This is a genomic window from Pallidibacillus pasinlerensis (assembly GCF_009996845.1).
Taxonomy (GTDB): domain Bacteria; phylum Bacillota; class Bacilli; order Bacillales; family Caldibacillaceae; genus Pallidibacillus; species Pallidibacillus pasinlerensis.
The window spans coordinates 84,441-96,550 of the sequence record NZ_JAACYS010000002.1; the positions used below are offsets into that span (position 1 = coordinate 84,441).

Sequence of the window (12,110 nt, forward strand, 5' to 3'; positions counted from 1 at the left end):
CTTTGTGTAACAAAAAATATTACATACTTTTTTAAAAAACTCATTCATTCGTTTTTTAAGAAACAACTAAGCTACCAAATCGAATTCGACAAAAACCACTGTAAGCGTTTTAATACTTATGGGCGACACCAAGTAATTGTTTTATTTGCCTTTTTGTTGCTTGGTTTGTTGATTCATCACGTAATAAATCTGCCGGATAATATAATTTATGATCAGTTCTTCGTTTTCCACTAATTGCTTCCACAATTTCTGATTCACGGGATAATTCGCGGAAATCATTGTTTGGCATAATCAACTGAATTGGGAGTCTTTCTCCTTCTTCTCCTGGACGATAAAAATCGTACGGAAGATCCGATGAAGAATCTAAAACTAAATAATAATCAGGGTCAATTCCGGCCTTTTTAAATAGTGGGATAAGTTCCATGAACATTTTATATTGGCTAGCTGGGTCAAATTCGATGTACTTAAATAAATGGCGATTTAAAAAGCGATAACATAAGTCTTTTAAAATAGCGTCGCCTTCTTCTTGCCAAACTTGGAAATAGTAGAGAACGACGGCTTCATCAAGTTTTAAATAGTCTTCAAGGGTTGGCTTTCCTTGGAAGAAACTTAGAAAATGAGTTGGCTCATGTTTAAATTCATATGAATTTTCATATAATACTTTTGCACGTTGGAGAATTTTCGTTAAAATTACTTCCGCAGAACGGGATACTGGATGGAAGTACACTTGCCAATACATTTGATAGCGACTCATAATGTAGTCTTCGACAGCATGCATGCCACTCTTTTTAAAAACGACTTGTTCTTCAGTCGGACGCATGACACGCATAATCCGTTCAATGTCAAAGTGACCGTAACTAACACCGGTGTAATAAGCATCCCGTAGTAAATAATCCATTCTATCCGCATCAATTTGACTGGATATTAGACTGACAACTAGTTTTTTATCAGATGTTTTGGCAATTACTTCGGCGACTTTTGTAGGAAAATCTTTATCTACCATAGATAGTACTTGGTTTACTTCCGTATCCCCTAAAATAATAGCTTGGGTGAATTGTTCATGGTCGAGCTGGAAAACTTTTTCAAACGCATGGGAAAATGGTCCATGACCTAAATCGTGAAGTAAAGCCGCACAAAGAGAGAGTAAGCGATCTGACTCATCCCAACCAGTTCGTCCTTTAAACACATCGTCGACAATACGGTGAACAATCTCGTAAACACCTAACGAATGGGCAAAACGGCTATGTTCTGCTCCGTGGAAGGTTAGATAAGTCGTGCCGAGTTGTTTTATCCTCCGTAATCTTTGAAACTCTTTTGTACCAATAAGGTCCCAAATAACACGATCACGAACATGGACGTAACGATGAACAGGATCTTTAAATACTTTTTCTTCTCTTAATTTTTCCGTTGCATAGCTCATGTTATAACCTTCTTCCTGACTGTCAGGTCTCTTTTTACTCTTCGTTAAATAAATAACACCTCTATTTTTATGTATGGAAAAAAGAGGTGTTACACAAGTAGTACAAATTCAATCTTAACATTTGCTAGTGCATTATTATTTCAGTTTTGGTTTCACTTTTTCTATTAATTCCTCTTCCGTTTTTGCAAATTTCGGACGGTTGTTTACAACTGCAAAAGTCTTTTTCAAACCTGGTCCACACAACGATTGACAACCAATGATAATTTCTGCATCCGGATCTAGTTCTTTTAATTTAGGAATTAATGTTTTTAAATTTACCGCATCACACTCATCACAAACTCGAAACTCGTTTGCCATGTAATTCAAGTCCTTTCGTCAATTTCTTATCATTGAATTATAAGAAATTACACTCACGATAAGTCTTTTAATATATTATACGGATTATTAAGATGATTCTTTTAAAAGGCTTTATTTTTAAATGCTAATAGGTATTTTACAACGAATAAATTATTATATCAAGTTGGCAACTATAGACAAATTTGTCACAAATTCATGAAGAAACATGAAAAAACAAGTCGATTCCTCGTACATTATGTCGGAAATTTTTTCAAAAAAACTATTATCCTTTCACTTTCGCTGTATAAAACATTTAAATCCTGTCCATATTAATAGTAAGCCTAGTATTTGACGAAGAATTTTTACAATAATGGAATAATGGGAGTTGAGAATATGAAAGTACGTCAAGATGCATGGACAGAAGAAAATGATTTATTGCTAGCTGAAACGGTCCTACGTCATGTAAGAGAAGGAAGTACACAATTAAATGCTTTTGAAGAGGTCGGTGACAAGTTAAATCGTACAAGTGCCGCTTGTGGATTCCGCTGGAACGCTGTTGTGCGCCATAAATATGAAAAAGCTTTACAATTGGCGAAAAAACAAAGAAAGCAAAGACAAAGATTGTTAGGAAAAGACCACGGTGGTAAGAAAAAATTATTATATCAACCACCAACGCCATCACCAGAAGAGTTGGAGATGAGTGCAGAATTACTTGTATCTGAAGTTAATGCTTCAAGTGGAGCTGGTGAGAATGTCGGTACTGGTGTTGCAACAGGTACTGCAGTTTCTAGCAATCAAGGAATTACGCTAGACCAAGTCATTAGTTACTTGCAAAACTTAAATCATTCCAATCTACAAGGTGTCGCATATAAAAGTGAGAATGAAAGATTGAAAAAAGAACTAGCAGATCTCCGTAAGCAAAATGAGGAACTTGAGAAAAAGATTAAAGAGTTAGAAGAAAATGCATCTACAATGCAAGAAGATTATGAAACTCTAGTTAAAATTATGAACCGGGCAAGAAAGCTTGTCCTGTTTGATGAAGAGGAGAAACCTTCATCGACATTTAAAATGGACCGCAATGGCAATTTAGAAAAAATGGCTGAATAATGGTTAGTTATAAGGAGTTAAGTATGTAGGGTTTTTTGTTTGGAAGGTTGACTATTCTTTTATGACACCTATATTTTGGCAACAACAAATCGAAGAAGGGCTGTCTATAAAAATAGGCAGCCTTTTTTATGCATTAGGTGACTGATTTCGCAAGTAAGGTGGTTCTTTTATCAAGTTTTTGCCTTACGGAAGCCACTTTTCATTTCGGTCGACAACACGGTTATAATAATGCTCGTAAAGTGTAATTTCCTCACCTTGTAGCTCACTACTATAAAATTTACCCTTACTTACTTTCTGCAAAACTTTTAAAAAGCGTAGCATACAATCGTTAATCGTTAAATTTGTTCCAAGTAGTTCATTAAGGGATGCCATAACTTCTGGTTTTACATCTGGGTACGTAGCTTTCGTTTCTTCTTGTTGAATTGATTTTTCGTAAAAATTACGAATGATTTCCGCTCGCTTACTACCACTACCTGTTACACAAAGGTAAATTTGGACAGCAACGCCCTTTTTAACTCTCCGCTGAGAGATACCGGCAAATTTTTTCTTATTGATACTTAGGTCATAACTGCCGGGACAATAGGAGCCAACAATTTCACCTGCTTCGATTTCGTCCGTTAAGTCCGCGAACATCTCTTGAACGAACTTGTACATCGCTTCATAACCACTATCTATATCGATTCCTTTTTCCCTTTCCGGAAAGACAAGTGTAAGGTTTAGCACACCTTCGTCTAAATAGACAGCAAGTCCACCTGATGTGCGAACAATATAACGTAATCCTTCTGATTCAAGATATTGTAGACCTTCTTTGAGATGTGGAAGGCGGACATCTTGAATACCGAGGATTACTGAATTATGGTGCACCCAAGAGCGGGCTACGGCAGGCGATTTACCTGTACCTACAACTTCACATAATGTATCATCAATTCCAAAGGATTGTAGTGGATGGAATAGCGGCCCTAAGCTTGATTGATCAATAATCCGCCATTCATCTTGTTCGAGTAATTTGAGAACGTCTTGCATGATTTTCTCCTTTTTTAAAATTAGCTTTCGTTTAATGAGTGTTTTTTATAGATTGGATTGGGATTTAGTATGGGGATTGGCAGTTTGGAGTGGTTTTAATTGTGAAATTTCTTTGAGGCATGTTCTATTGGACAGTTTGAGCAAATTTCCTTTGCGAAAATGTCTTTGAGATGACGCCTATTGGACAGTTCTAGCGACTTTCCTCTGCTAAATGTCCGTGAGACACCATCTATTGGACAGTTCTAGCGACTTTCCTCTGCTAAATGTCCGTGAGACACCATCTATTGGACAGTTCTAGCGACTTTCCTCTGCTAAATGTCCGTGAGAACTGCTTTATTGGACACTTTGAGTGAACTTTCTCCGCGAAATGGTTTTGAGATTGCTTCTCGAGGACATTTTGAAGATCTCTCATTAGCTTTTTGTCATCGAGACGGCTTCTCGGTGACATTTTGAAGATCTCTCACTAGCTTTTTGTCATCGAGAACACTTCTCGGTGACATTTTGAAGATCTCTCATTAGCTTTTTGTCATCGAAACCACCTCTCGAGGACATTTCGATGCTTTATCTCTGGCTTTTTGTCATCGAGAACACTTCTCGGTGACATTTTGAAGATCTCTCATTAGCTTTTTGTCATCGAGAACACTTCTCGGTGACATTTTGAAGATCTCTCACTAGCATTTTGTCATCGAGAACACTTCTCGAGGACATTTTGAAGATCTCTCACTAGCATTTTGTCATCGAGAACACTTCTCGAGGACATTTTGAAGATCTCTCATTAGCTTTTTGTCATCGAGACGGCTTCTCAATGACATTTTAAAGCTTTCTCTCTGGCTTTTTGTCATCGAAACCACCTCTCGAGGACATTTCGATGCTTTATCACTGTCTTTTTGTCATCGAGACGGCTTCTCAATGACATTTTAAAGCTTTCTCTCTGGCTTTTTATCATCGAAGCCACCTCTCGAGGACATTTCAATGCTTTCTCTCTGGCTTTTTGTCAACGAGACATGCCATATTGACATTACAACAGTACTCTTAACTCAAAATGTCCACGAGCTATACTATTACTCAATACCCTCCACGATAACTGCCTCCAAATACGTACCACACAACAACTCTCTCATACACACCCATACAAATATTCCCTATTACATTTATTTTCTTCAAATAAAAGCTTAATATTTCAATTTAATGCACAAAAACCATTATAACACATAGAAAAAGTTGACTTAATTAAACTCGTCGTCTAATCAAGCCAACTTTTCCAAAAATACTATTCTTCTTAATCCATTAAGCTTTGAGCAGCTGTAATTAAAGCAAGTTTATATACATCTTCTTCGTTACAGCCACGGGATAAGTCGTTAACTGGTGCGTTTAATCCTTGTAAGATTGGACCAACCGCTTCGAATCCACCTAAACGTTGAGCAATTTTGTAACCGATGTTACCTGCTTCAAGGCTTGGGAATACGAATACGTTCGCATCACCTTTAATAACGGAATCTGGAGCTTTTTTCGCTGCAACAGATGGAACAAATGCAGCGTCAAATTGGAATTCACCGTCAACAACTAATTCTGGATCTAATTCCTTTGCAACTGTTACTGCGTTCATTACCTTTTCTGTTTCTTCAGATTTAGCAGACCCTTTTGTAGAGAAGCTTAACATTGCTACACGTGGGTCAATATCAAACATTTTCGCTGTTTTCGCACTTTCAACAGCTACTTCGCCTAAACCTTGGGCATCTAAAGTAATGTTGATTGCACAGTCAGCGAAAACATATTTTTCATCGTCACGAACCATGATGAAAGCACCAGAAGTACGTTTTACACCTGGTTTTGTTTTAATAATTTGTAATGCTGGACGAACTGTATCTGCAGTAGAATGTGCTGCACCACTTACTAGTCCGTGTGCTTTTCCAGTATAAACTAACATTGTACCGAAGTAGTTTTCATCTTTTAAAATTTCACGAGCTTGTTCTTCAGTAGCTTTTCCTTTACGGCGTTCTACGAATTTTTCAACAAGCACATCGAATTCTGGATATGTACTCGGATCAAGAATTTGTATACCATCAACAGAAACGCCTAGTTCTGCTGCTTTTTCTTCTACTTTTTCTTGAGTACCAATTAAAATTGGGCTAACTAATTGATCTTGATGAAGACGCACTGCAGCTTTTAATACGCGCTCATCGTAACTTTCTGGAAATACGATGGAAATGCCTTTTCCTGAAACTTTTTGTTTTAAAACTGAGAATAAATCCATGTACAACTTCCTCCTTCTTTTCCTACAGTTTTAGAATACTATTTGTGAAAAAAAATTCAAGCAAATGGGCAGTTTTTGTGAAAATATTATCATCTTTTTTCAAAACAAAATATATCCTAATTTATTATTTCTTTTAAGTTTAATAATATTAATACTACATTAAACACCAATGACTTCCTACTCCACTTTCATTCACAAAATTGTCATGACCATTTCAAGAGCATTCATTCTTTGGGTATGCTATATTAAAGAAAAAGTAGTATGAAGGAGTGTTACATAGATGAATGAAGCAGCACAAACTTTAGATGGTTGGTATTGTTTACATGATTTTCGTTCTATTGAATGGTCAAGTTGGAAAATGTTAAGTGAAGAAGAACGAAAATCAGCAATTGAAGAATTTCAAGCAATTTTAGATAAATATGCAACAGTAGAGGCAGAAGAGAAAGGTAGTCATGGTTTTTACTCTGTCGTTGGGCAAAAAGCAGATCTTCTATTAATGATTTTACGTCCTACTATGGAAGAACTTAATGAGATCGAAACAGAACTAGCTAAAACAAAATTAGCAGATTACTTACTCCCAGCATATTCATATGTTTCTGTTGTTGAGTTAAGTAATTATTTAGCACAAACGGGAGAAAATCCTTATGAAAATCCACGTATCCGCGAGCGATTATATCCAATCCTACCAAAGGCAAACCATATTTGCTTCTACCCAATGAACAAACGTCGTGAAGGAAATGATAACTGGTATATGCTCACAATGGAAGAACGAAAAGAGTTTATGAAACAACATGGTAAAACGGGGCGTAAATATGCCGGCAAAGTAAAACAAATCATTACCGGTTCTGTTGGCTTTGATGACTGGGAATGGGGTGTAACATTATTTGCAGATGATGTGTTACAATTTAAAAAGTTAGTTTATGAAATGCGCTTTGACGAAGTAAGTGCTCGCTACGGTGAGTTCGGTCCATTCCTAGTTGGAAATCGATTAGATAAAGAAAAATTTGAAAAGTTATTAGTAATCTAATACGGAGAACATCCTTTGATCAACGTGGTTAAAGGATGTTCTTTATTTTTAAAAATGCTTTCCTCACTCTATCCTCTTACATAACACTAAAAAGTTGTAATAGCTTCTTAAAAACCACATATATATTTAAGTGTAGTTACATGCTTGAATCTCCCCCGATAAAATTTTTACAAATAGTGAACGGAAGCAAGATGATTCTCATACATTAACAATTAGAGCCTAACTCTTTTTTAAAATTGGGGGGATTATTTTGGCTGTAATTCCTTATACAGACGCGGAAGTAAAATTACTTGCTAGACTAATGCGTGCCGAGGCTGAAGGTGATGGCCAATTAGGTATGCTACTTGTCGGTAATGTTGGTGTAAACCGAGTAAAAGCGGATTGTTTAGATTTTAAAGATATTCGATCCATAAACCAAATGGTTTACCAACAACCAGGCGGATTTGAAGCGGTACAAAAAAGCTATTTTTATCAACCGGCAAGAGAAGTTGATATTAGGTTAGCAAAAAGAGTAATACAAGGTGAACGATTCCATCCTGCGGAAAACGCACTTTGGTTTTTCAGACCTTCAGGAGACTGCCCTGCCCAATGGTACAATCAGTGGAATACAGGGCGGTATAAGTCACATTGTTTCTTTGCACCAACTGTTACAGATTGCCCTACGGTTTATTAAAAAGTTTTAAAGTGAAGGCATTCCCTTCCACAAATATAAAGAGAATTTGAGTGAAGATTTTAAAAAGGTAATGAGGAGGATTTTATTATGAGTTCAAACTATGGGTATCCAGGAGCATGGCAACCTGCTTATCGACAACAACAGCAACCAATGATGCCATTCCAACAAGGTGGAGGGTTCCAATTTGGCCAAACTCAGCAACCACCAGGATTCCAACCCGCTTTTCCGCCAATACCATCAGGAGCACAAATTCAAACGCCAGGAACAGGAACAACAGGAATTAACCCACCAGGAATGCTGCCAATCGAACAGTCGTATATTGAAAATATTTTACGTTTAAACAAAGGAAGACTTGTTACAGTTTACATGGCTTTTGAAGGTAGTACAGAATGGAATTCAAAAGTGTTCCGTGGAATTATTGAAGCAGCTGGAAGAGACCATTTAATTTTAAGTGATCCTGAAACAGGATATCGTTACTTACTACCGATGATTTACTTTAACTATGCTGTGTTTGAAGAAGAAATCGAATATGAATATCCATTAGGTGGATTCGCACCAGGATTGACAACTACTCAACCTCGATAATATCGTCTTTATTTTAAATAGTAGAAAACCATCAAGACAACTTCATTTGTTGCTTTGATGGTTTTATTTTTTGTTATTTTTTTAATTTAAAACTAGCAACCATAAGTAATGTCCATGCTGTTAAGAATAGAACACCGCCGAATGGAGTGACTAATCCTAAATTAATATCCGTTGGCGCCATAATATATAAACTACCTGAGAAACAAATAATACCGATTAAGAATAACCAACCGGCCCAATTTAATAAAGAACTGTTTGGATATTTATCTTTTAAAATACCAACGGCAACAAGGGCTACAGCATGCAACATTTCATAACGGACACCCGTTTGCCAAGTCGAAATGGATGAAGCATCAAGAATCTGTTCTAAGCCATGGGCACCGAAACCCCCTAAGGCGACGGCGATAAACCCGTTTAACGCACCTAAAAATAAAAAGATGTTCATGTAATCCTCTCCCATAGATTGTTGTTTTATTTAAAAATCAAAGAGCGAATCTCCATTTGCACCATCTTCGGTTTCTAAACGTTTTTCACCTAAAGTTGGAGATGTTGAAGGTGTTGGTGTTGAAATAACAGTTGGTTGAGCTTGGTATTGAATTGGTCTCGATTGAACTTGTGTTTGAGCCGCAGGTTGATAGGATGCTTCAGCTGCAGCTTCTTCCATTAAAATTACTTCACAAAGCGTTTTAATCGCCTGCACTTGTTCTCTTACTTGAGTATTTGAATTTGTTGCTTTTGCTTCTATTAATTTTTCTTCCATTTTTTTCAAAATGGTATAGTATGAAATATTCATATTATCACCTTTTCTTTTAACGAACGTTATTAATATTATTTTACATAATATATTAAAATTAAGCGAATAGCTAATGAAGATTCGCTTGAAGTTTCAAGATTTTGTCAAAATATTTATGTACTTACACCTTCAATCAAACGTTTGATTAAAACAAAAAAGCTGCTCTTCGAAAGAACAGCAACTTTTATAACTGCACTTGAATCCGTTCACTAATTGTTATTTCATCAGGCAAGACGAGGGCATCATAGGCATGGATTTGGACACCAGCCTGATCTGCACGCTTTAGGGCTTCAGAAAATGCTGAATCCATCTCACCATTCGGCATAAACGAGAGACATCCTTGCATTTGGATGAGGAAAAAGATATGACCTGAATAGCCTGCCTCAACGGCTTTAATCATTTCGTAAATATGCTTTGTCCCCCGTTCGGTCGGAGCATCAGGAAACATCGCGACCCCATCCTTCTCTAACGTAACCCCTTTTACTTCAATAAAACCTTTCTTGATTCCATCTTCAAAATATATATCAAACCGTGAACCACCAAAAGTAACTTCCCTCTTCACTTTCGTAAGCCCACTAAACTCACGTATTTTCCCAGCTAATAATGCATCATACACAACCGCATTCGGCACTTGCGAATCGATATTCACCCACCCAGAGCCCTTCTTAACCGCAATTAAAGAGTACTTCGTTTTTCGATTCGGATTTTGTCTCGATTCGAGGGCAATCTCTGCACCTTCTATTAATAACTCTTTTAAACGGCCGGTATTTTTCACATGAACAATTTCCACTTCACCGTCAATGAATACTTCAGCAATGAATCGATTTACTCGTCGGATAAAATGACCTTGTACGACTTGACTATATTTCAATTTTCACTCACAACCTCAATCAAACGTTTGATTACATTATAACAATAAATACGAATGCGCCCCACTATATAAAAGAAAAAACTCCCCGACTTGTTATGTGGGGAGCTGATCTTATTAAATTTCAATTTCTAAAGTTTCATTTTCATTAATCGTATACGGTTTATTGAATACGTATAGATCTATAACTGGGCCAAGATTCATATGGTAGATACATGTTTTCAGCTGCACGTAGCCACTCTAAAACTTCATTTTCATCTAGTTGCAAACGTCCAACTAAATCGTCAAATTTCACTTTATTTTTATTCGCCAGCTCTTTATAAGCTTTTGCAGCCCAAACTAAGTTGTATTTTGCCATAACATTTGTGTAATAGTTGTTATTGACAAGGGCTGTATACTCATCAGGACCGGTTACACTGTCAATCCGAAATTTTACGTCACGGAAATGACCTGTTTCAATCCATAGTCTCGCAGTTTCAAATAAAACTTCCGCCGCATATTCATGTAAAAACTCTTCATCACCCGTCGCCAAGTAATATTGAATGAAACTATAGGCAATATCTGCGCTTATATGATATTGGGCAGATCCACCTGGATAATATGGAGAACATTCCGTTCCTGAAATTGTCCGCCACGGATATAAGGTACCTTTTTTATGCCCCATTTCCCTTGCCCGGTCCCTTGCTTGATCAAGTTTCGAATAGCGGTAAAGTAAAAGTCCGCGGGCAATATCTGGTTTTGTCATAATGAAGACTGGTAACATATAAATTTCCGTATCCCAGAAATAATGCCCTTCATAGCCTTCACCAGACAAGCCTTTTGCTGCAATATGAGAATATTGATCGCGACCTGCGGATTGAAGCAATTGGTACAGGTTAAAACGGATTCCTTCTTGAATGCCTTCGTCGCCATTAATTTTTATATCAGCTGTATTCCAAAACTCTTTTAAATAGGCTTCTTGTTCTAATAACAATTGGTCAAAAGTTAGCTCGCGGATTGCTTTTTGAATTTCTTTTCCGCTCACCACTAGATTCTCACCGTGACGAAGGGTATCGACATGCACATTTCGCTTTTCAAAAATTACTGTACCTGTTAAATCCATTGTCACTTCAGAAAGTACTTGTCGCTCTTGGACTTCGTCAGTTCTCTAGACTTTTTCATCTTTAAGCCCCCTATTATTTTTTATCCTTTCAATTTGAACTTTACCCTGAAACCGCTTACAATTATATTAAGAATTTTTGTTATTTGTTAAAATTTTTGTGAATGTTCATGGACGGTGATGAAATTTGGAAAAAACAGTGCGCGACAGTATCTTAAATGACTTTTATAAAACAAGAATTGAGAATCGACAAAAGGAGTTTTTACATCGCTCTTATCAACAAGAACAAAAATTATTAACAGCAATTCAATTAGGAAACCGAAAGGAAGCAATTGCTGCGTTAAACGATATTAACCAACTCCAACGGGCTAAATTAGCAAGTACACCTATGCGCTCATTACGGAATTCATTAATTTGTTCGTGTACATTATTTACACGAGCTATCATACGTGGTGGAGTAAATCCGGATACTGCGTATAACTTAAGTGATGTCATCATTCAACAGATTGAAAGAATGGAAGTCTTTAAACAACTGCAATGCTTTGAAGAATAGATGGTCTATACGTTTATTGATGCGTTAGAAAAAGAACAAATGAATCGTTATTCTACCATAGTTAATCAGGCTATTTCATATATACATAATCATATATTGCAAGATTTATCGCTTCAGTCTTTAGCAAAAGAGTTATATGTTAGCCCAAGTTATTTATAGTTATTTATCTGATATTTTTAAAAAGGAAACCGGATCAACATTAATTGATTTTATTAATCGAAAAAAAAATTGAGGAATCCAAGTACTTCTTATTACATACGGATTTACCTTTGTCGCAAATTAGTAGTTTGTTTCAATTTTGTAACCAAAGTTATTACACGCATTTATTTAAAAAATATACTGGGGTTACACCGAAAAAGTTTAAGGAGCTTA

Annotated in this window: 15 protein-coding genes; 7 read left to right on the forward strand and 8 right to left on the reverse strand. The window is 36.5% G+C overall.

Annotated elements, in window-relative coordinates; all coding sequences use genetic code 11:
• Positions 1-109 precede the first annotated feature (109 nt).
• Together GW534_RS00905 and GW534_RS00910 are read right to left on the reverse strand one after the other, a co-directional pair.
• Positions 110-1,420 (reverse strand): HD domain-containing protein, encoded by a 1,311-nt coding sequence (locus GW534_RS00905; RefSeq protein WP_161919174.1) that lies wholly within the window; start codon positions 1,418-1,420, stop codon positions 110-112.
• A 135-nt stretch (positions 1,421-1,555) separates the two neighbouring features.
• On the reverse strand, positions 1,556-1,777 hold the full coding sequence (locus GW534_RS00910; protein WP_161919175.1) for a DUF1450 domain-containing protein: 222 nt from the start codon (positions 1,775-1,777) through the stop codon (positions 1,556-1,558).
• 372 nt (positions 1,778-2,149) lie between these two features.
• Between GW534_RS00910 and GW534_RS00915 the strand changes: the two genes are divergently transcribed.
• Positions 2,150-2,863 carry an RsfA family transcriptional regulator gene (locus GW534_RS00915; RefSeq protein ID WP_161919176.1) on the forward strand — a complete coding sequence of 238 codons (714 nt, stop codon included), beginning with the start codon at positions 2,150-2,152 and terminating at the stop codon, positions 2,861-2,863.
• A gap of 183 nt (positions 2,864-3,046) precedes the next feature.
• On the opposite strand, the gene GW534_RS00920 is transcribed toward GW534_RS00915, so the two are convergent.
• Positions 3,047-3,886 (reverse strand): lipoate--protein ligase family protein, encoded by an 840-nt coding sequence (locus GW534_RS00920; RefSeq protein ID WP_161919177.1) that lies wholly within the window; start codon positions 3,884-3,886, stop codon positions 3,047-3,049.
• Positions 3,887-5,165: 1,279 nt separating this feature from the next.
• A complete protein-coding gene (pta, locus tag GW534_RS00925) occupies positions 5,166-6,140 on the reverse strand; it encodes a phosphate acetyltransferase (RefSeq protein ID WP_161919178.1) in 975 nt (324 codons plus the stop codon).
• A gap of 280 nt (positions 6,141-6,420) precedes the next feature.
• Here pta and hemQ point away from each other — a divergent pair, with 280 nt between their 5' ends.
• The 3 genes from hemQ to gerQ all read left to right on the forward strand — a co-directional run bounded on the left by hemQ (position 6,421) and on the right by gerQ (position 8,425).
• Positions 6,421-7,167: a hydrogen peroxide-dependent heme synthase gene (hemQ, locus tag GW534_RS00930; protein WP_161919179.1), complete on the forward strand. Its 747-nt coding sequence runs from the start codon at positions 6,421-6,423 to the stop codon at positions 7,165-7,167.
• A 250-nt stretch (positions 7,168-7,417) separates the two neighbouring features.
• Entirely contained in the window at positions 7,418-7,840 is a 423-nt protein-coding gene (locus tag GW534_RS00935) for a cell wall hydrolase (protein ID WP_161919180.1), read from the forward strand.
• Between the two features lie 87 nt (positions 7,841-7,927).
• A complete protein-coding gene (gene gerQ / locus GW534_RS00940; protein ID WP_246203810.1) occupies positions 7,928-8,425 on the forward strand; it encodes a spore coat protein GerQ in 498 nt (165 codons plus the stop codon).
• Between the two features lie 73 nt (positions 8,426-8,498).
• Here the strand turns inward: gerQ and GW534_RS00945 are convergent, their stop codons facing one another.
• The 4 genes from GW534_RS00945 to GW534_RS00960 all read right to left on the reverse strand — a co-directional run bounded on the left by GW534_RS00945 (position 8,499) and on the right by GW534_RS00960 (position 11,188).
• Positions 8,499-8,870: a DUF423 domain-containing protein gene (locus tag GW534_RS00945; protein ID WP_161919181.1), complete on the reverse strand. Its 372-nt coding sequence runs from the start codon at positions 8,868-8,870 to the stop codon at positions 8,499-8,501.
• Between the two features lie 30 nt (positions 8,871-8,900).
• Positions 8,901-9,218, reverse strand: coding sequence for a YwdI family protein (locus GW534_RS00950; protein ID WP_161919182.1), 318 nt, complete (start codon positions 9,216-9,218; stop codon positions 8,901-8,903).
• A gap of 184 nt (positions 9,219-9,402) precedes the next feature.
• Positions 9,403-10,089, reverse strand: a complete 687-nt coding sequence (gene sfsA, locus GW534_RS00955) for a DNA/RNA nuclease SfsA (RefSeq protein WP_161919183.1) — start codon at positions 10,087-10,089, stop codon at positions 9,403-9,405.
• A 160-nt stretch (positions 10,090-10,249) separates the two neighbouring features.
• Positions 10,250-11,188: a glycoside hydrolase family 65 protein gene (locus GW534_RS00960; protein ID WP_161919186.1), complete on the reverse strand. Its 939-nt coding sequence runs from the start codon at positions 11,186-11,188 to the stop codon at positions 10,250-10,252.
• Positions 11,189-11,372: 184 nt separating this feature from the next.
• Between GW534_RS00960 and GW534_RS16275 the strand changes: the two genes are divergently transcribed.
• The 3 genes from GW534_RS16275 to GW534_RS16285 all read left to right on the forward strand — a co-directional run.
• Positions 11,373-11,738, forward strand: coding sequence for a hypothetical protein (locus GW534_RS16275; protein ID WP_246203814.1), 366 nt, complete (start codon positions 11,373-11,375; stop codon positions 11,736-11,738).
• Positions 11,739-11,897, forward strand: a complete 159-nt coding sequence (locus tag GW534_RS16280; RefSeq protein ID WP_246203816.1) for a hypothetical protein — start codon at positions 11,739-11,741, stop codon at positions 11,895-11,897.
• A 110-nt stretch (positions 11,898-12,007) separates the two neighbouring features.
• Positions 12,008-12,110: AraC family transcriptional regulator (locus GW534_RS16285; protein WP_407670423.1), on the forward strand; the 103-nt coding region annotated here is incomplete at its 3' end.